This window comes from Mycobacterium sp. SVM_VP21, from assembly GCA_024758765.1.
Taxonomy (GTDB): Bacteria; Actinomycetota; Actinomycetes; order Mycobacteriales; family Mycobacteriaceae; genus Mycobacterium; species Mycobacterium heraklionense_C.
The window spans coordinates 1,827,740-1,848,521 of the sequence record CP101406.1 but is presented as its reverse complement, the minus strand read 5'-3'; the positions used below and the strand labels follow the sequence as shown (position 1 = coordinate 1,848,521).

9 protein-coding genes are annotated in these 20,782 nt (G+C 70.3%); 5 read left to right on the top strand and 4 right to left on the bottom strand.

Going from position 1 to position 20,782, the window contains the following annotated elements; genetic code table 11:
- Nucleotides 1-632: 632 nt before the first annotated feature.
- The 4 genes from NM962_08695 to NM962_08680 form a co-directional block, all read right to left on the bottom strand.
- On the bottom strand, nt 633-6,878 hold the full coding sequence (locus tag NM962_08695; GenBank protein ID UVO14105.1) for a PE family protein: 6,246 nt from the start codon (nt 6,876-6,878) through the stop codon (nt 633-635).
- Nucleotides 6,879-6,934: 56 nt separating this feature from the next.
- Complete coding sequence (locus NM962_08690; protein UVO14104.1) at nt 6,935-9,190, bottom strand: hypothetical protein; 2,256 nt, start codon at nt 9,188-9,190, stop codon at nt 6,935-6,937.
- Between the two features lie 33 nt (nt 9,191-9,223).
- Nucleotides 9,224-11,407: a hypothetical protein gene (locus tag NM962_08685; protein UVO14103.1), complete on the bottom strand. Its 2,184-nt coding sequence runs from the start codon at nt 11,405-11,407 to the stop codon at nt 9,224-9,226.
- A gap of 735 nt (nt 11,408-12,142) precedes the next feature.
- The gene (locus NM962_08680; protein ID UVO14102.1) at nt 12,143-12,691 is read right to left on the bottom strand and encodes a hypothetical protein; all 549 of its coding nucleotides are present in this window, start codon (nt 12,689-12,691) and stop codon (nt 12,143-12,145) included.
- A 77-nt stretch (nt 12,692-12,768) separates the two neighbouring features.
- On the opposite strand from NM962_08680, the gene NM962_08675 reads away from it, so the two are divergent.
- The 5 genes from NM962_08675 (at nt 12,769) to NM962_08655 (ending at nt 20,768) form a co-directional block, all read left to right on the top strand.
- Nucleotides 12,769-14,160: an FAD-binding oxidoreductase gene (locus NM962_08675; protein UVO14101.1), complete on the top strand. Its 1,392-nt coding sequence runs from the start codon at nt 12,769-12,771 to the stop codon at nt 14,158-14,160.
- Complete coding sequence (locus tag NM962_08670) at nt 14,161-14,925, top strand: decaprenylphospho-beta-D-erythro-pentofuranosid-2-ulose 2-reductase (GenBank protein ID UVO14100.1); 765 nt, start codon at nt 14,161-14,163, stop codon at nt 14,923-14,925.
- Between the two features lie 151 nt (nt 14,926-15,076).
- Nucleotides 15,077-17,056, top strand: a complete 1,980-nt coding sequence (locus tag NM962_08665; GenBank protein UVO14629.1) for a galactan 5-O-arabinofuranosyltransferase — start codon at nt 15,077-15,079, stop codon at nt 17,054-17,056.
- Nucleotides 17,053-20,334, top strand: coding sequence for an arabinosyltransferase domain-containing protein (locus NM962_08660; GenBank protein ID UVO14628.1), 3,282 nt, complete (start codon nt 17,053-17,055; stop codon nt 20,332-20,334). Before NM962_08665 ends, NM962_08660 begins: the two co-directional genes overlap by 4 nt.
- 116 nt (nt 20,335-20,450) lie before the next feature.
- A complete protein-coding gene (locus NM962_08655; GenBank protein UVO14099.1) occupies nt 20,451-20,768 on the top strand; it encodes a hypothetical protein in 318 nt (105 codons plus the stop codon).
- Nucleotides 20,769-20,782 lie beyond the last annotated feature (14 nt).

Sequence of the window (20,782 nt, the reverse complement as noted above, 5' to 3'; positions counted from 1 at the left end):
ACCGGTGCCACCAATGCCGAACAGCCAGCCGCCGGCACCACCGTCCCCGCCGTCCCCGCCGTCCACCCCGGCGCCACCGGCTCCACCGTTGCCGAATAATCCGGCAGCCCCGCCCACGCCACCCGTGTAACCGGCGCCACCGTCACCGAACAACCAGCCCCCGGCACCGCCATCGGGATTGTCCGCTGTGCCGGCTGCTCCGTCGCCGATCAAATACTGGCCGGCGACCTCGTTGATGAACCCGTTGACCTGGATGCCGAGGTCACTGTGGATCCAGTCCTCCAGCGAGTCGTGCAACGGTGTGTAGAACCACTGATCCATCAACGCCGTCAGATCGACCGCACCCGAATCCGCCGACCCCGACCAGGAACCGGCATCGAAAATGGCGCCCCCGTCGGCCGCAGCATTCTGGTCGGCTCCAATGGCCGTCGGCTCGATCAGATCCCACAACCAGTCCAACCCGTCGGCGTGCGACACCGGCGCGCCCACCGGCGCCAGTCCGAAGGCCAGAAACGCCGCTACCGCCGACGACGCTCCGACCGCCCGACCAGCTGCGTTGCGATGCCTGTTGGCCATCGAAAATCCCCTAATCTTCCTGTGTTTCCTTGTGTTTCGCGCGGAATACGCTTACGTCAGCCGTGACTGCCCGCGGTGCCGTCATGGCCTTGCGCACCGGTGTCCCCAGTCGCACCCGCATTTCCTTTGTCGCCCGAGGTCTCGTGTCCGGTCCCCTTGACCGAAGCGCCTCCCTTGCCGCCACCAGAACCGCCGGCCCCGCCTTGGCCACCCTCACCGCCAGCGCCCTTGGCACCGCCTTCACCGCCGGTGCCGCTATTGCCGTTGACAGCCGTGCCGGCCGCCCCACCCTGGCCACCATCACCGCCGGCACCACCAGCGCCACCGGTGCCACCGGCGCCACCATCGCCGCCGTCGCCGCCGATGGCTCGACCGTCTCCGAGGCTGGTGGCATCGACGCGGCCATTGCCGCCACCGCCACCGTCACCACCACCGCCGCCTTGGGCTCCGGCACCACCATTGCCGCCGGCACCACCAGCGCCGCCATTGCCGGCGTCACCGCTGATGGAGCCGCCGCTGCCACCGGCTCCACCGACACCACCCGTTCCGCCGGCGCCACCGGCCGCGCCGACCCCGCCGGCACCGCCATCACCGCCATCACCGCCGTAGGCATTTCCGCTGCGGTCATTGGACTTTCCGTAACCGCCGGCACCGCCGTCACCGCCCCGAGCGCCTTCACCGCCGGCACCGCCGTTACCGCCGTTACCGGCGTTGACGTTGGTGTGGTCCTTGTCATCGGCACCGGATCCGCCGTTGCCGCCCGCCTGCCCAGGGGCACTGCCATCCGTACCGTTGTCGCCGTTACCGCCTCGACCGGTGCCGCCGGCACCGGCTGCGGCCTGCCCGGCAGGCGGCGGGTTCACCCCGTTTGCACCGATGGCGCCAACGCCACCGGCACCGCCGTCACCGCCGTTGCCCTGGGTGCCCGCGTCACCGCCGAGCCCACCGTTACCACCGGCCTGGGCCACCCCACCGACCGCGCCGATGCCCGCGCCGCCGACGCCGCCGTTGCCACCATTGCCACCGGTCGCCGCGGCCCCGATGCCACCGTGCGCACCGTCTTGGCCGCTGCCGGTTCCGCCGTCACCGCCCACCCCGGCAAGGCCACGCTCGCCACCGGTTCCGCCGTTACCGCCGTTGCTGGCCGCCGCCGTGCCGCCACCGCCGATGCCTTGACCGCCGACGCCACCGTTGCCGGCGCTACCGCCCGCACCACCCCGGCCCCCGGCACCACCATCGCCGTGCAGGGCGATCCCGCCCTGACCGCCTTGGCCACCGCCGGAGCCGGTGCCGCCAGTACCGCCGTTGCCGCCGTTGGTGCCCACCACGCTGGCATCCGCACCGGAACCGCCATCGCCGCCGGAACCGCCGGAACCGCCCGCACCACCGACGCCACCGTTGCCCGCCACCGAGCCACCCGCGCCACCGGTACCGCCGTTGCCGCCCTGGGAGCCATCACCACCGTGCGTGCCGTTGCCTGCGTCGTCGGTGATTCCGCTCGCACCGGCCGCACCGGCGCCACCGTTTCCACCGGCACCGCCGGTGCCGACCGTTCCGGCGTTTCCGCCGTTACCGCCTTGGCCGCCGACCTGCGCGGTTCCGTCGCTGAGGATCTGGCCGGTGCCTCCGTTACCGCCGGCGCCGCCGTTCGACCTGCCCGCGGCCCCGTACGCGCCGTCGGCGGCACGGATCCCGTCGGCACCCAGGCCGCCGGTGCCGCCGGCACCCGCCTGGCCGATCACGCCACCGTCGCCGCCGTTGCCACCGGTGCCGGCCACCGCGTTGGCGCCACCGCCGGCGCCGTCGCCGCCGCGGCCTCCGGTACCACCGTTGCCGGCCGCTCCACCGGTGCCACCGGCACCGCCGCCGCCAGATGCTCCGGTGTTGCCGTTGCTGGCCGTGCCACCGGCACCACCGTTGCCGCCGGCGCCTCCCACGCCGCCGATGCCGCCGGCGCCGCCGTTTGCGGCGTTGGTGCCGTTGCCGTTGGCGTCGGTGATCCCGGCTCTGCCGGTGGCGCCCGTGCCGCCGTTACCACCGGCACCGCCCGCACCGGCCGCACCGCCCGCGCCGCCGTCGCCGGACACGGAGCCGCCCACACCGCCTGCGCCGCCGTTACCACCGGCGCCACCGTTACCGCCGGTGGTGCCGTTGCCCACCGCATCGGCGATACCGTTCGCGCCGACGGAGCCCGTGCCACCGGTACCACCGGCACCGCCGGTGCCGATCAAGCCGGCATTGCCACCGCGACCACCGTCGCCACCGGCCTGCGCCGTGCCGTCCGCCAGTAATTGTCCCGCGCCACCGTTGCCACCGCGGCCGCCGGCCGAGGCACCGGCATCGGCACCCGCGACACCACCTGCGCGCTGGCTGGCACCGTCACCGCTCAAGCCGCCCTGCCCGCCGGCACCGGCCAACCCGCCGCTACCGGCGTTGCCACCGACACCACCAGCACCGGCCACCGCCTGGGTGCCTCCCCCGGCACCGGCTCCACCGACACCGCCGAAACCACCGTTGCCGGCATCGCCGCCGGAACCACCGATCCCACCCAGACCGGCATCGCCCGCCGTGCCGTTGACCGCGAAACCGCCGACGCCGCCCCGACCCCCGACGCCACCATTGCCACCGTTGCCGCCATCGGTGCCGTCACCGCCGTTGCCGCCGACGAGTCCGCTGTTTGCCGCGGCGTCGATGCCCGCAACACCGGTCACGCCGTCCATGCCGCCACCGCCGTTGCCACCGTGACCACCGAGACCACCGGCACCGCCGTCCCCAGAGAGAGAGCCGCCCGCCCCGCCGGCACCGCCCACCCCGCCGGCAGCGCCATCACCGCCCGAGGCGCCGGCGCCCGAGGCGTGCGCGGCGTTCGCGCCGGCGCCGCCGGCGCCACCACGGCCACCGTCACCGACCGCGCCGCCGTTACCGCCGGCCCCGCCGGCGCCACCGATCTGCGCCGTGCCGTCGCTGAGCACCCGGCCGTCGCCGCCGCGGCCGCCCCGACCCCCGTCACCGCCACTGCCGGCGCCACCGGTGGAGCCGGCGGCACCGTTCCGGCCGGTCCCGGCGCCGTTACCGCCGCCGCCGCCGGCGCCCGCGGTGCCACGTTCGCCACCATTGCCGCCGTTGCCGCCGCTACCGGCAGTTGCGCCGGTGCCGCCACCGGTACCGCTGCCGCCGTTACCGCCGTTACCGGCATCACCGGCCACACCGCCCCGGCCGCCGGCGCCGCCGTTACCGTCGGTCGCGCTACCTCCGCTGCCACCGGCACCCCCGGCGCCACCGCTGCCACCAGTGCCGCCCGCGCCACCGGACTCGCCACTGTTGGGGATGACGAATCCCGCGGCCCCGCCGGTACCGCCGGCACCGCCCGCACCACCGGTGCCGCCCGCGCCGCCGTCGCCGGAGATGGTGCCGCCTGCACCGCCGACACCACCGACACCCCCGGCGCCACCGCTGCCACCAGTCAGTCCATTGCCTGCAGCGTCCCGCCCGCCCGTCGCCCCGGCAGCGCCGTTGCCGCCGTTACCGCCTGCGCCACCGGTGCCGATTGCACTCGCATCACCGCCGCGGCCACCGGCACCGCCGGCTTGCGCCGTGCCGTCGGCCAGCACCTCACCGTTGCCGCCGTTGCCACCGGCACCCCCGGCCGCACGGCCCGCCGCACCGTCGGCTCCGTGGGCCGCCTGCCCGCCGCTACCGTCGCCGCCGGCGCCACCGGTACCGGCCTGCCCTGCCGCGCCGCCACTGCCGCCCTTGCCGCCGGAACCTGCCACGGCGTTCGTACCGCCGCCGGCGCCGTCGCCACCGGCGCCGCCGGCGCCACCGTTGCCGGCCGCACCGCCCGCACCGCCGACCCCGCCGACACCCTGAACACCGGCACTGCCGTGCGCGGCGCTGCCGCCCGCACCGCCGCTGCCGCCATTGCCGCCGCTGCCGCCGTTGCCGCCGACGCTGGTGGTGTCACCGCCGTCGCCACCGTTGCCGCCGCTTCCCACCGCCGCATCCACGCCGTCGGTGCCGTCCGCGCCGGTGCCACCGGCACCCCCGACACCGCCTACGCCGCCGGCACCGCCATTGCCGCCGTCACCCGAAATGGAGCCCCCGGCACCACCGACACCTCCGGCACCGCCGTTGCCGCCGGCCGCCCCGCTGGTGCCATCACCGGCCCCGTTGGTTGTGCCGGTCGCACCGGTCGCACCGGCGCCTCCGGTGCCGCCGGCACCGCCATTGCCGACCGCACCCGCGTCACCGCCGTTGCCTCCCACACCGCCGGCCTGCGCCGTTCCGTCGGCCAGTAGCTGTCCGGCTCCGCCGGTCCCGCCGGCACCACCGTCGCCGCCGGTGCCGGCCGCCCCCACGGCACCACCCGCGGCCACCACACCGCCTGCCCCCTGACCGCCGGCGCCGCCGTCGCCACCCGCTCCCACCGACCCGCCGTTGCCGCCGAGTCCACCGGCCCCGGCCGCGGCATCGAGACCACCGCCGGCGCCGCTACCTCCCCGGCCGCCGTCTCCCGCGTCGCCACCGGCGCCACCGGCACCACCGACGCCGCCCGCGCCGTGCGCGCCTACCGTGCCATGCGCCGCGGTACCACCGGCGCCACCGTTACCTCCGTGGCCGCCTGCGCCGCCCGCACCGCCGTTGCCGCCATTGCCGCCGGTCCCGCCAGTGTCGCCACTGCCGGCATCCGCGCCACGGCCCGCTACTCCGCTCGCGCCGGCTCCACCGGTGCCGCCGCCACCGCCGAGACCACCGGCACCACCTGCGCCGCCGTTGCCCGAGACCGATCCACCGGCGCCGCCGGCACCACCGTTGCCGGCCGTTCCACCGGCACCGCCCTGCAAGCCGTTGCCGGCTCCGTTGGTGCCGCCAACCGCGCCTGTTGCACCATTGCCACCCGCGCCACCGGCACCACCGTTGCCGGTCGACCCGCCGTCGCCGCCCCGACCGCCGTCGCCCGCGGCTTGGCCCCCGGCGGTCGGGCTGAACCCGGCTCCACCGTCACCTCCGTTGCCGCTGACGGTGGCCGCCTGCCCGGCACTACCGGCCTCACCCGCCACGCCGCCGGCACCGGCACCGGCCGCACCGCCCTGCCCAGCAGCACCGGCCGTGCCTGCCTGGCCGCCGTGTCCGCCGTTGCCGCCGTTAATGTGCGCCGCGGTTCCGGTCGCGCCGGCACCACCGTTGCCACCGGCTCCGCTGGCACCGCCGTCGCCGCCGTCACCACCGGATCCGCCGTTGCCCGCGCCGCCGAACATGCCGCCGGCGCCGGCATTCCCGCCGACCCCGCCCTTGCCGCCGGTACCACCGGCGCCACCGTCGGTGCCGTCGCCGCCGTTGCCGCTGCCACCACCGGTGAAGCTGCCCCGGGCGCCGTCGTTGCCGGCCGCGCCCTCGCCACCGGTACCGCCGGAGCCACCATTTCCGCCGTTGCCGCCCTTGCCTACCCAGGTACCGCCACGGCCGCCGGCCCCACCGGCGCCACCGGTACCGCCGTCGACGTGCGCCGCCGTCCCGGCGAGGCCGGCGCCACCGGCACCACCGTTTCCGCCGTTGCCGAACAGGGACCCGCCGTCGCCACCGTCGCCACCGGCCTGCCCGGCGGCACCGTCGGCGCCGTCGCCACCGTTGCCGAACAGGGCGCCGCCGTTGCCGCCGGTACCGGCTATGCCGTAGCCGGCGGACCCGGCGTCAAGGATGCTGCCGGCGTCCCCACCGTTGCCGAACAGCCAGCCGGCGTTGCCGCCGCTGCCGGTCAGGCCGTAGCCGTCGCCGCCGTCGCCGAGCCACATGCCGCCGTCGCCGCCGTCGGGGTTGTCCGCGGTGCCGTCGGCACCGTCACCGATCAGGTACTGGCCGGCCACGCTGTTGATGACGTCGCTGATCTGCAGACCGATCGAACTGTTGATGAAGTTCTCGATGCCGGCGTGCATCGGCTCGTAGACCATGGAGTTGAACAGGTCCGTGAGCGGGTCGGTGCCCGCCGCCGACATCGGGAGCAGCCCGGCACTCCAGGTGTGGTCCAGGTTGGCCAACAGCGGCGACCAGGCCTCCGGGTCCCAGATCGTCTGCCACGACGACGGCTCATCGAGGTTGGTGACGGCCGCACCGAGATTGGCGCCAAGCAGATCGGCGACCCAGCCGAACTCGTCGGCGTTGGCGGTCGGCGCGGCGGACAGCGGACCCATACCGAATGCCAGGAAAGCACCCACCGCGGTTCCGGCGCCGATGATGCGCCCGCTGCGACGCGCCCCCCTGGTGTTCGCTGTCCGACGCTGGGCTCCGCCATGCCTCACGCTCATCGTTGTCATCCGCCTTTGTGTTCCGAAAGGTTGGTTGGGCCGAGTCGTCACCGGAGTCAGAAGCCGAACAGTCCGCCGAGCGCTCCGATGCTCACGCTGACCAGATCGGCGCCGGAGATGCCCAGGTTGGACAGCAGGCCGTCGAGGTCGAGGTCACCCAGACCCCAGGCCTCGGCCAGGTCGTTGACCGTCAGGTCGCCCAGGTTCAGGCCGGCGATCAGCGAGTCGAGGTCGACGGTGCCGAGGCCCAGCATGTTGGCGACCGAGCTCACGGTCACGCCGCCGAGCAGCCGCTGCAGCACGTCGTCCAGGTGGACGTTGTCCAGATCCAGGTCGGCCAGCAGGCCACCGACCTTGGCGCCGCCCAGCAGGGCGTCCAAGAAGCCGTCCAGGTGAATGTTGCCCAGCCCCAGGTCATTTGCGATCGAGCCCAGCGTCATTCCGCCCAGCACCCGGTCCAGCACGGTGCCGATGTCGATGTTGTCCAGGCCTAGCCGACCCAGCAGCGCCGCCACCGTCACATCCAGACCCATCTGGTCGATGGCGGTGTCGAGGTTCAAGTTGTTCAGGCCCCAGGAGCTGAGCACCGACACCAGGGACGTGTTCAGCAGGTCCGGGAATCCGTTGGTGACCGCGGTGATCAAGTCGACATCACCCAGGCCCAGGCTGGTCAGGAAACTGTCGAACGGCGTGGACAGGTGCAGGCCGGTGATGATCTCGCTGAGCTTCTCGTCGGACTGCCCGGTCGCACTGAGCAACTGCCCCAAGGTGATGTCGGCCAACGAGGTGCCTTTGGCCACACCGTCGGCACCGTCGCTGCGCAGGTTCTGCAGGGTCTGCAGCAGGGTGTTCTTCCCCATCAAGTCGTTGAGGGTGTCGCTGCAGGAAACGCCGTACAGGCCCGGCATCAGGGGGCAGGTGATGTCGGGGGTGGGCAGTTTGTCGCCGGCGAGCTTGCGTATCGTCTGGTCGCCCACGCCGGCTTCGGTCAGGATCTCGGTGAATCGCTGGTTGCCGACGTCGGTGCCTTCGAGCAGGCCGCCCAGCGTCTGGTTACTCATCTCGGAGCTCGCCAGGATCTCCGACAGCGTCATGTCGTAGCCCGCGCTGTTCAAGATCTGGATCACCAGGTCACCGAAGGTGATGTCGGTGCCGCTGTCGGTGCCGAAGAGCCCGCCGACCAAATCCTCGATCAGGTCGGCCAGGCTCTGGTCGCCGTAGCCGGCATCCTCCAGCAGCGGTATCAGCATGCTGCCGAGCGTCAGGTCCGCACCGCCGTACCGGCTGACCAGATCGGTGATGGTCGCGTCTTCGCCCACGGTGAGGTGGGCCAGGTCCTTCAGCGCGTCCCCGAGGGTGAGGTCGCCGAGGCCCAATTGGCCCAGCAGGCCGACGACCGTGGTATCGCTGACACCGGCCGAATGCAGCAGGCTGGTGGCCAGTTCGCCCACCGACTGGTCGCCCAGGCCCGCCCGGTCCAGCAGGTCGGCGAGCGTCGGGTTGCCGATGCCGACCTGGCCGAGCAGGCCGGTCAGCACGGCGGCGATCGACTGGTCGCTCAGGCCCACCTGGCCGGCCAGGCCGGAGATCGTCGGATTGCCGATCCCCATCGCCTCGAGCAGGTTGGACGCCAGGCCCGCCACCGACTGGTCGCCGATCCCGAACTCCTCGATCAGCCCGGTGACGCTCATGTGGCCGAAGCCCAGGGTGTCGAGCAGGCTGGTCAGCAGGCCGGCCACCGACTGGTCGCCGACGCCGAGTTCGCCGAGCAGGTCCGTCAGCGATGTGTTGCCGACACCGGCCAGGTCCACCAGCTGGCCCAGCTGCAGGTCGACGTGCTCGGTGTGCGACGCGACCAGCAGTCCGTTGAACAGCGGGATGGTCACGCCCCCGACGTCGATGCCGGCGGTGCCATACAGGAAGGCGTTGATGATCACGCCCGGCGCGTTGAGCAGGATCGTGAAGGCATTGCTCGGGTCGGCGGCGAGCTCGGCGGTGATCTCGTTGATCGCGTTAGAGACGGTGATGAACGGGCCGATCATCGCGAGCAGGGTGTGCAGGGTCGAACCCAGCTCGACGTCGATCTGCGCCGGCAGCGGCAGCGAGCGGACGGTGATCGTCGGAAGCATGCCCCAGCTGGTCAGCAGGCCGGTGACGTCGGCGGCCGGATCGGCGGTCAGTGTGACCTGATGCTGCTGGGTGAGCGGCGCCGCGGCGGCGGGCAGCGGTGCGGCCGCCGGGACGGCAGCGATCAGGCCGGCGCCGATGACGGCGATCGCGGAGGTGGCGTAGGGGCGAAGGGTCTGCAGCATCACGTTCTCCGAATCGATTCCTGGGCGGGCCGGCTACGCGCCACCGAATAGCGAGGCGATGAAGCCGCCGAAATCTCCGATATGGGCGTTGATCAGCACGAGATCCAGCAGGTCTTGCTGGTCCAGCAGGTCGTTCAGGCTCTGGCCGCCCAGGCCCATGACATCGAGCAGCGAGTTCAACGTGCCGTCCCCGAGCAGGTCGCCGAGCAGGCTGTCCAGATCGGTGGTGGCGAAGCTCAGGCCGCTGAGGAGGTCGCTGATGGACTGACCGCCGAGGAAGTCGCCGACCAGCGTGTCCAGGTCCGGGTGAGCGAAGTCCAATCCGCCGAGCACCGAGCCCAGCGACAGCTGGCCGAGCAGGCTGTCGAGCAGGGTGTCCAGGTGTGTGCCGCCGAGATCGGTGCCGCCCAGCAGCGAGCCGAGTGTCTGATCGCCCAGCAGGGCGTCCAGCAGTTGGTCCAGGTGCTGGTTGCCCAGGCCCGCATCATCGAGCAGCTGCCCCAGCGTGGAGGTGCCCAGCAGGTTGCCGATCATCTCGCCGAGGGTGGTGTCGTTGAAGCCCAGGTCGGTTAGCAGCGAGGTCAGGCTGGTGTTGTCCAGGCCCAGGCCGGCGACCAGGTCGTCCAACGACTGGTCGTTGTAGCCCAGGCCGGTGAGCAACGAGCCGAGGCTCATCGAGAAGGTGTCTTGTAGCAGCGTGCTGAGTTTCTCGTCGGCCATTGGTCCGAGCAGCTGGGCGATGGTCTGGTTGCCCAGACCCTGATCGGCCAGGAGGCTGTTGATGGTCTGGTCCTTGAACCCGCTGACGATGCCCTGGCCACCGATCTTGTCGGCGACGGCCTTGCCGCCGGTCGCCTTGATCAGGTCGTTGAGGGTCATGTCGCCGAAGCCGAGTCTCTTGAAGATCTTGTCCAGCGACACGTCGCCCAGCTGGGCGGCATCGGCAATGTTTTGGACCGTCAGCCCGGCTACGCCGGCGGCGCTCAGCAGGTCGCCGACCGTGGTGTCACCCAACCCGGCGCCGCCGAGGAAGTCGGCGGCCAAGGAACCCACGCTGACGTCGCCGAGGCCCATCGCGTCGATCAGGTCCGCCGGCGTGCGCTCACCGAGGTCCAGCGCGTCGAGCAGCCTAGGCAGGATGTCGCCGACAGTCACGTCACCCAAGCCCAGGGCCTCGATCAACGCGACCGGTGTCTGCTGACCGAGGCCCAGTGCGTCAAGGAGGTCGGTGGCCAGGCCCGAGATCGGCTCGTCGGCCAAGCCGAGCTGGTCGAGTAGGCCGGTGACGGTCGGATTGCCGATGCCGGCGGCATCGAGCGCCGCGACGAGCGCGCCGGACACCGACTGGTCGGCCAATCCGACATCGCCGAGCAGGTCGCCCAGCGTGGGATTCCCTATGCCGATCGCGTCGAGCAACGTGGTGGCCAGGGCTGCCAGGGACTGGTCGCTCAGTCCGAGGTCGCCGACGATGTCGATCAGGTTTTTGTGCCCCAGCCCCATCGCGTCGAGCAGGCCGGTAGCGAGCTGCGCGGCGGGCTGAGCACCGATGCCGATAGCGTTGATCAGGTCCAGCGGCGTCTGCTGGCCCAGCCCCACCCCGTCGAGCAGGCTGGTCATCATCGATCCGATCGGCAGATTGCCGATCCCGATTCCGCCGAGGATGTCGGTCAGGCTCTTGTTGCCGAGGTGGGCAGCGTCGAGCACCTGGTCGAGCGTCAGCTCGATGTCGAACGGCTGGGCGTCGACCAGCAGTCCGTTGAACGCCGGAACGGTGATGCCCAGCAAGGTGATGGTGTCGGTCCCGTTGAGCCAGGCGTTGAGCAGGGTGGCGGGCGCATTGAACAGGATGCTCAGGGTGTTGACCGGGTCCGCCGCGATCGCGAGCCAGATCTCGTTGAAGGCGTTCGCGACGGTGATGAACGGCCCGACCGCCGAAAGCATCGTTCCCAGCTCAGACGGCAGTGAACCAGAGTCCACCTGCTGGGCCAGATTGTCCAGGTTCGCCGCGGTGTTACGGAACAGGTCCTCCCAGGTGACCAGCACGTCGGACGTGTTTGCGACCAGCCGCAGAGCCGGCTGCTGCACCGGCCCCGCCGGCCGATCGGAGTGCCCTAATGCCAGATCAGATGCCTGAGTCGGCATCGAGGCGACGCTGACGACGCTGGCGCCGACCACCGCGATGCCACCGGTGACGTACGGACGAAAAATCTGCTGCATTGGACTTTTCTTCCACGTTAGAGGACTAAACTGCTCAAAGGCTACATGAGTACCAGGCAAAGTCCAGGGGCATTTTTCCTCAGGTTGCGCGACAGATCGGGACGCGAAGCGGCCCAAGTTAACGCCGAACAGACCGTTCGAGGCGGCGTTCGCACCCCGTTTTTCCTCAATGCACGGGCGAACGCACGGCGTTAGAACAGTCTGACCTGCGAAAATCTCGGGAAGCCCCCCGGAGATCCCCACCCGTCCCTGATTTACGACGAGTCATGGTTTCTCTCACAGCATCGTCAAAGGAATAGTGCACGATGTTGCGTGGTTCCGCAGCAGTTTGGGGGAATTTCGCGGAAAGACGTCCGCTGTGACGCCGTCATGGCGGCGTAGATGCGTCCTTAGCAGCCAAAATGGGGGGAGCGGCGCTTCTTGGTACGCGCTGGTGTACTCACCGACGATCAATCAGAGTCTGCGGCAGACCGGGCTCAGCGGCGTTCCAGGTCTGGCGGATGGCGTTCGGCGGCCGATTCGTCAGCGGCCAGTTCGTCGATGGGGAACCACTGCGCAGGCGCCGACCCCGACGCCGCCGCCAGCGATCTTGGCCGGCGATCCAGCACGCGTCAGGTCAGCCGGTCGCAGCCTGGTGTTCGTGACGATGTGCCTGCTGCTGTAGCAGGTCCACAAATGAAGGTGCGCTGGGCGCCGTCTCCGACGGCGCCCAGCGCACCTATCACCTGTTGGGGGTTACTGCTGCTGGCAGAGGTTGTCCAGGACGTCGATCTGACCGCGCAGCTGGTCGCGCAGCGGCTGCTGGACGGCGTCCTCGGGCGAGTGCCCAGCCAGGTAGTTGATGCTCAGCGCCTCGAGCGTGTCGGCCATGTCGCCAGCGGCCTTCGACAGGTCGGCCGGGGTAGCCGGGTTGGCCTCGAGGTTCTGGTGCAGGAAGGCGCCACCGGCGAACAGCGAAAGCCGCGCGTTGGTGCCCACCGCCAGGTCACCGGCCAGGTCGCCCGGCACCGGGTTCTGCAGGTTGGTGTTGAACTGGGTGCCCTGACGCACGACGCCCTGCGCCTCGCAGATCTTGCCCTTGGCCTCGGCACGCTGGTCGTCGGAGAACTTCTGGCTCGTCGACGGGTGGAACCAACCGAAGATGGCCAAAACGATGCCGATCACGGCCAGCGCCAACGCGGCAATCGTGGGCACCGACAACGCCGGCGCGGGAGTGGAAGATTGCGGAAAACCCGCGGTCTTAGGCTTGGCAGAGGAGGATTCGCTCGCAGAAGTCTCAGGCATTGCGCGATCGTAACGGCACAGCTCCGAATAGTCACGCTGAACCGAGATCCGGCGCGTTGGCGGTACCCTCATGTGCGATGTTGAGCACCGACTTGCAGACCACACCGCGCCGCCTCACCGGCTGGGGCCGCACCGCGCCAAGCGTGGCGCAGGTGTTGTCGACCCCGGATGCCGAAGTCATCGCCAAGGCGGTGGCTCGCTCGGCCGATTCCGGAAGACGGGGCGTGATTGCCCGTGGCCTGGGCCGTTCTTATGGCGACAACGCCCAGAACGGCGGCGGCCTGGTGATCGATATGACCGCGCTTAACCGGATCCACTCGATCTCCTCTGACCGCGGTCTCGTCGACGTCGACGGCGGGGTGAGCCTGGATCAGTTGATGAAGGCGGCATTGCCCTTCGGATTGTGGGTGCCGGTGCTGCCCGGGACTCGTCAGGTCACCATCGGCGGAGCGATCGCCTGCGACATCCACGGCAAGAACCACCACAGTGAGGGCAGCTTCGGCAACCACGTGGTGTCGATGGAGTTGCTGACCGCCGACGGTTCGGTGCGGCACCTGACCCCGGACGGCCCGGATGCTTCAGAGACTGCGTTGTTCTGGGCCACGGTCGGCGGCAACGGTCTGACCGGGATCATCCTGCGCGCCACGATTGCCATGACGCCGACCGAGACGGCGTACTTCATCAACGACGGCGACAACACCACCACTCTTGATGAGACCATCGCCTTCCACAGCGACGGCAGCGAAGCCAACTACACCTATTCCAGTGCGTGGTTCGACGCGATCAGCCCGCCGCCGAAACTGGGCCGCGCCACCATCACCCGCGGACGCTTGGCCCTGCGCGACGAACTGCCCAAGAAGTTGGCCCGCAACCCGCTGAAGTTCGACGCACCGCAGCTGATGACGGTGCCCGACGTCTTCCCCAACGGGTTGATGAACAAGTTGAGCCTGAGCGCCATCGGTGAGCTGTACTACCGTCGCGGCGGCCACTATCGCGGCAAGGTGCAGAACCTGACGCAGTTCTATCACCCGCTGGACCTGCTGGGTGAGTGGAACCGCGGCTACGGCCCGGCCGGCTTCGCGCAGTACCAGTTCCTGGTGCCCACCGAGGCCGTCGAGGAGTTCAAGAGCATCATCATCGACATCCAGGCCAGCGGGCACTACTCGGCGCTCAACGTGTTCAAGCTGTTCGGACCGGGAAACGAGGCGCCGCTGAGCTTCCCGATGCCCGGCTGGAACGTGTGCCTGGACTTCCCGATGAAACCCGGCGTCAACGAGCTGCTCAACGAACTCGACCGCCGCGTGATGGAGTTCGGCGGCCGGCTCTACACCGCCAAGGATTCCCGCACCACAGCGGAGAATTTCCACGCCATGTACCCGCGGATCGGCGAATGGATCGCGGTGCGCCGCAAGGTGGATCCGGACGGTGTCTTCGCCTCCGATATGGCCCGACGTTTGGAGCTTCTGTAGATGGTGTTCGACGCGACCGGTAATCCCCAGTCGATTCTGCTGCTGGGCGGCACGTCCGAGATCGGTTTGGCGATCTGTGCGCGCTACCTGCGCAACGCCTCGGCCAGCGTGGTGCTGGCCTGCCTGCCCGGTGATCCCGGCCGCGACGGCGCCGTGGCCGCGATCCAGGCAGCCGGCGCCAAGTCGGTGCGGATCGTCGACTTCGACGCCCTGGACACCGCAAGCCACCCGGCGATGATCGACTCGGCGTTCGGTGACGGCGATATAGATGTGGCGATCGTGGCGTTCGGGATGGATGCCGACGCCGAGGAGCTCTGGCATAACCAGGCCAAGGCGGTGCAGGTCGCCGGGATCAACTACACCGCAGCGGTATCGGTGGGCGTGTTGCTCGCCGGCAAGATGGGCGCCCAGGGATTCGGGCAGATCATCGCGATGAGCTCGGTGGCCGGTGAGCGGGTGCGCCGGACCAACTTCGTCTACGGCTCCACCAAGGCCGGGCTCGACGGCTTCTACCTCGGCCTGGGCGAGGCGCTTCGCGAAGACGGGGTGCGGGTGCTGGTGATTCGGCCCGGCCAGGTGCGCACCCGCTTCTCCGCGCACGTCAAGGAAGCGCCGTTGACCGTCGACAAGGAAGACGTCGCCGAACTGGCGGTGGCCGCGGCCGCCAAGGGCAAGGAGATCGTCTGGGCGCCAGGGGCGTTCCGCTACGTGATGATGGTGCTTCGGCACGTCCCGCGGGCGATCTTCCGCCGGCTGCCGATCTAGCCGATGAGCCGCGCCGGTCTCGTGCGTCACACACGTCACGCGGGGGAAGGTTGCGGTGAGTTGCCCACCTTTGAGCGACAACGATTGTCGCTCAAAGGCGGGCAATCGCCATATATCTCTTTCCGAGTGACAGTTGGGGCTGGTGGTGGTCGTGCGTAACGCGCTGAACACAGTGGCCCAGATGCTCCTGGCCGCCGCGCTGGCCGTCGTCGTCGCGGTGGTTGCCCTGGTGGCGATCGCCCGGGTGCAGTGGCCCGCATATCCGTCGTCGAACCAACTGCATGCGCTGACCACCGTCGGGCAGGTCTGTTGCCTGGCCGGATTGGCCGCCGCCGGGTGGCTCTGGCGGAGGGGCCGGCGTGCCGTGGGCTGGATCGCCGCGGTGGTGTTCGTCTCGGCGTTCTCGGTGGTGACCCTGGCGATGCCGCTGGGCGCCACCAAGCTCTACCTGTTCGGGATCTCGGTGGACCAGCAGTTCCGCACCGAATACCTGACCCGGCTGACCGACAGTCCCGCGTTGGCCGACATGACCTATCTCGGGCTACCGCCGTTCTACCCGCCGGGCTGGTTCTGGCTCGGCGGGCGGGCCGCGGCCTGGACCGGGCTGCCGGCCTGGGAGATGTACAAGCCGTGGGCGATCACCTCGATCACGGTGGCCGTTGCGGTCGCGCTGGTGCTGTGGAACAAGATGATCCGCTTCGAGTACGCGCTGCTGGCCACCCTCGCCGGGGCGGCGGTGACGCTGGCCTACAGCTCCCCGGAGCCCTACGCGGCGATGATCACCGTGCTGCTGCCCCCGGTGCTGATCCTGACCTGGTCCGGCCTGCAGGCGGGTCACCGGCTTCCCGCTCCCGCTCCCACCCCCGCTCCCACCCCCGCCGAGCGTGAAGCTGCGCTCACGGTGGGAGCCGAGCGTGAAGCCAGCTTCACGCTCGGCGGGTTCGGCGGTAGAAACGGCTGGGGAGCCGTCGTCGGCGCCGGTGTCTTCCTGGGCTTTGCCGCCACCTTCTACACCCTGCTGGTGGCCTACACCGCGTTCACGGTGACGCTGATGGCGCTGCTGCTGGCGGCGTCGCGGGCGGTCAAACGCGCCGGCGTCAAAGCCGCGTTGAGCCCGCTGGCCCGACTGGCGGTGATCGGGGTGATCGCCGCGGCCATCGCCTCCATCACCTGGACGCCCTACCTGCGCCAGGCGCTCTACCACCCGCCCGGCGAGTCCCGCAGCGCCTTCCACTACCTGCCCGGCGACGGCGCCGAGCTGAGCTTCCCGATGCTGCAGTTCACGCTGCTCGGAGCACTGTGCCTGCTGGGCACGCTGTGGCTGGTGACGCGGGCCACCAAGTCAACCCGGGCCGGGGCGCTGGCGATCGGCGTCGTCGGCGTCTACCTGTGGTCGCTGCTGTCGATGCTGTCCACCCTGGCTCTCACCACTCTGCTGAGCTTTCGGCTCCAGTCGACGCTGACGGTGCTGCTGGCCACGGCCGGAGTATTCGGCTTCATCGAAGGCGCCCAGGCTCTCGGCCGGGCCGCGCAGGGCTGGCACACCATCGTCTATCCGGTCGCGACCGCGGTGGGGCTGGCCGGGGCGATCGCGTTCAGCCAGGACATTCCCGAGGTGCTGCGGCCCGACATCACCGTCGCCTACACCGACACCGACGGCCACGGCGACCGCGGCGACCGACGCGCACCCGGCGCGGCGAAGTACTACGAGGCCATCGACGCCGCCATCACGCAGGCCACCGGCAAGCCGCGCAACGAGACCGTGGTGCTCACCGCCGACTACAGCTTCCTGTCCTACTACCCCTATTGGGGCTTCCAAGGGCTGACGCCGCACTACGCCAACCCGCTGGCGCAGTTCTCCGCGCGCGCCGCCGCCATCGAAGCCTGGTCCAAGCTCGAGACGCCCGAGCAGTTCACCCACGCGCTCGACGACTTGGCGTGGCCGGCGCCGACGGTGTTCCTGATGCGGCCGGGCGCGGGTGACAGCTACAGCCTGCGGCTGGCCAAGGACGTCTACCCCAACCATCCCAACGTGCGGCGCTACACCGTGGAGCTCGATGCGGCCCTGTTCGCCGGGCCGCAGTTCCACGTGCAGAGGATCGGCCCGTTCGTGCTTGCCATCCGCACCTGACGGACGCCGTCGAGGACACCGATAGCATCTGGTCCGTGACCGATACGCGCGCTGACTTCCGGATCGCTCGGGCTGTCGCCGTCGTCGCCGGCGTGCTGGGCACCCTACTGGCGATCCTCACCCCCTTATTACCGGTCAACCAGACCACCGCTGAACTCAACTGGCCGCAGAACGGTGCCCTGGCCAGTGTGCAGGCACCCTTGATCGGCTACGTCGCCACCGACCTCGACATCAGCGTGCCGTGCCAGGCCGCGGCCGGTCTGACGCCGGCCAGGTCGGTGCTGCTGTCCACGGTGCCCAAGCAGGCCCCCAAGGCCGTCGACCGCGGACTGCTCATCGAACGCGTCAACGACGACCTGGTCCTGGTGGTGCGCAACGTGCCGGTGGTGGTGGCGCCGCTGTCCCAAGTACTCGGCCCGGACTGCCAGAAGCTGACCTTCACCGCGCACGCCGATCGGGTCACCGCCGAGTTCGTCGGCCTCAAATACGGACCCAACGCCGAAAAGCCCGGTTCACCGCTGACCGGGACCCGCAGCGGTTATGACTTCCGCCCGCAGATCGTGGGTGTTTACACCGATCTGTCCGGGCCCGCGCCCGCCGGACTGGACTTCAGCGCCACCGTCGACACCCGCTTCTCCAGCGCGCCGACCGCCCTCAAGCTGGCCGCGATGATCCTCGGGGTGGCATTGACGATCGTTGCGCTGATCGCCCTGCACATCCTGGACACCGCCGACGGCACCCGGCACCGGCGCTTCCTGCCGGCCCGCTGGTGGTCGGCCTCGCCGCTGGACGCGCTGGTCACCCTCGTACTGGTCTGGTGGCACTTCGTCGGCGCCAACACCAGCGACGACGGCTACATCCTGACCATGGCCCGGATCTCCGAGCATGCCGGCTACATGGCCAACTTCTACCGCTGGTTCGGCACCCCCGAGGCGCCGTTTGGCTGGTACTACGACCTGCTCGCGGTGTGGGCGCACGTGTCCACCTCCAGCATCTGGATGAGGCTGCCCACCCTGGCCATGGCACTGGCCTGCTGGTGGCTGATCAGCCGCGAGGTGATCCCCCGACTGGGCCACGCCGTCAAACACAGCCGGGCAGCGGCCTGGACCGCGGCCGGCATGTTCCTGGCGTTCTGGCTGCCGCTGAACAACGGCCTGCGCCCCGAACCGATCATCGCGCTGGGCATCCTGGCGACCTGGTGCTCGGTGGAGCGGGCGGTGGCCACCAGCCGGCTGCTGCCACTGGCGATCGCCTGCATCATCGGCGCGATGACGTTGTTCTCCGGGCCGACCGGGATCGCGTCGATCGGTGCGCTGCTGGTGGCGATCGGACCGCTGCGCACCATCTTGCACCGGCGCTGGCAGCAGTTCGGGCTGGCGCCGCTACTGGCGCCCATTGCCGCGGCGGTCAGCATCACCGCGATCGTGATCTTCCGTGACCAGACTCTGGCCGGCGAGATCGAGGCCAGCACGCTGAAGTCCGCGGTCGGACCCAGCCTGGCCTGGTTCGAGGAGCACGTCCGCTACGAACGGCTTTTCCTGGCCACCCCCGACGGCTCGGTGGCGCGCCGGTTCCCGGTGCTGGCACTGGGCGTCGCGCTGGCGGTGTCGGTGGCGATGGCATTGCGCAAGGGCCGGATTCCCGGCACCGCGGCCGGACCGAGCCGGCGCATCATCGGGATCACCATCATCTCGTTCATCGCGATGATGTTCACGCCCACCAAGTGGACGCATCACTTCGGTGTGTTCGCCGGGCTGGCCGGATCCCTGGGTGCGCTGGCCGCCGTCGCGGTGAGCGCAGCGGCAATGCACTCGAGGCGCAATCGAACACTGTTCACCGCGGTGGTGCTGTTCATCACCGCGCTGTCGTTCGCCAGCGTCAACGGCTGGTGGTACGTCTCCAACTTCGGGGTCCCGTGGTCGAATGCCTTCCCCAAGTGGCATCTGGCGTTCGCCACCATGGGCGTGGCGCTGACGCTGTTGGCGGCACTCGTGGCGGCCTGGTTCCACTTCGCCAACGGCGCCGAGCGGCGACCGCGCTGGGCGGCGCTGTCGGGTTATCCGCTGGCGATCGCCTCCTGGGTGCTGATCGTGTTCGAGGTGGTGTCGCTGACCGCCTCGATGCTCGGCCAGTACCCGGCGTGGACGGTGGGCCGCTCGAACCTGGGCGCCCTCACTGGCAATACTTGTGGTCTCGCCGACGACGTGCTGGTCGAACAGGACCCCACCGCCGGGATACTCACCCCGATCGACTCCCCGGTCGACGAGGCCCTCGGCGCGACATTCTCGGTCGGGTTCACCCCCAACGGGATCCCCGCCGACGTCTCGGCCGACCAGGTGATCGGCCCGCCCGGGTTGGGCCGGCTGGCCGACGACGACGCACAGGTGGCCGGCGGCGAGGCCGGTACCGAGGGTGGCACCACCGCCGCCGAGGGTGTCAACGGTTCGCGAGCCCGGCTGCCCTACAAGCTGGACCCGGCCCGGGTGCCGGTGCTGGGCAGCTGGCGCCCGGGCATTCAGGTGCCCGCCCTGCTGCGCTCGGCCTGGTACCGGCTGCCCGCCGACCGGGCCAACGCCGGGCCGCTGCTGGTGGTGGCGGCCGCGGGCCGGTTCGACCGCGGCGAGGTGACCGCGCAGTGGGCCACCGAGTCCGGCGCGGCGAACGACAAACCGGGCGGTTCAGCGAGCCTCGACGGAGGAGAGGCGAAGCTGGAACCGCCGCATAACTCCAGCGGCACCGTGGACTTCGGTGACATCGGTGCGGTCCCGGCGTGGCGCAACCTGCGCGCGCCGATGTCGGCGATCCCGGCCGAGGCCACCCGCATCCGGTTGGTGGTCCGCGACGACGACCTGGCCCCGCAGCACTGGATCGCGGTGACCCCGCCGCGGGTCCCGCAGCTGCGCACCCTGCAGGAAGTGGTGGGCTCGGAGGACCCGGTGCTGCTGGACTGGCTGGTCGGCCTGGCGTTCCCCTGCCAGCGTCCATTCGGTCACCAGAACGGGGTCACCGAGGTGCCGAAGTGGCGGATCCTGCCGGATCGTTTCGGCGCCGAGGCGAACTCCCCGGTGATGGACAACAATGGTGGCGGCCCGTTGGGCATCACCGAGCTGCTGGTTCGTGCCACCACGGTGCCCAGTTATCTGAACCACGACTGGTTCCGCGACTGGGGTGCGCTGCAGCAATTGACGCCGTACTACCCCGCGGCCACACCTGCGCATCTGGATCTGGGCACCGCCGTGCGCTCGGGCCTGTGGAGCCCGGCGCCGCTGCGGCACTGATCTACGTCATTGTTCTCACTGACCCCACGCGTCACCGGACCTGAGGCATGTGGCGATTGCCCACCTTTGAGCGACAACTGCCCTCCGTGTCGGACCGCAGTGCCAGGGTTCGCCGCATGACGAACCGGAGATCATTGCGCGGCATCGAACTGCGCTACGTACTTACCCACTACCTGCAGCATCGCGGGACGTGCAGCATCAGCGAACTGGCCGCGGAACTGGACTCCCGAGGCTTCGGCGTTCAGGGACGGCCGTCGAAGGCGATCTCGGATGCCCTGCGCTGGGAACGCGAACACGGCCGCGTTTTCCGCCGCGGCCGGGGCCGCTACGGGCCCGCCTCCATGCCGCGCAGTACCGAGCACCGGATTCACCAGCGGGTGATGGCGCTGCGTGCCGAGGCGGCGCATCTGCAACCCATCCGCAAGCCGACATAACGTGGGTTGTCGCT

Bases quoted from the DNA above. Each gene is read 5' to 3' on its own strand.
- NM962_08695 (UVO14105.1), bottom strand. From the start codon at position 6,878: ATGAGCGTGAGGCATGGCGGAGCCCAGCGTCGGACAGCGAACACCAGG.
- NM962_08690 (UVO14104.1), bottom strand. From the start codon at position 9,190: ATGCTGCAGACCCTTCGCCCCTACGCCACCTCCGCGATCGCCGTCATC.
- NM962_08685 (UVO14103.1), bottom strand. From the start codon at position 11,407: ATGCAGCAGATTTTTCGTCCGTACGTCACCGGTGGCATCGCGGTGGTC.
- NM962_08680 (UVO14102.1), bottom strand. From the start codon at position 12,691: ATGCCTGAGACTTCTGCGAGCGAATCCTCCTCTGCCAAGCCTAAGACC.
- NM962_08675 (UVO14101.1), top strand. From the start codon at position 12,769: ATGTTGAGCACCGACTTGCAGACCACACCGCGCCGCCTCACCGGCTGG.
- NM962_08670 (UVO14100.1), top strand. From the start codon at position 14,161: ATGGTGTTCGACGCGACCGGTAATCCCCAGTCGATTCTGCTGCTGGGC.
- NM962_08655 (UVO14099.1), top strand. From the start codon at position 20,451: ATGACGAACCGGAGATCATTGCGCGGCATCGAACTGCGCTACGTACTT.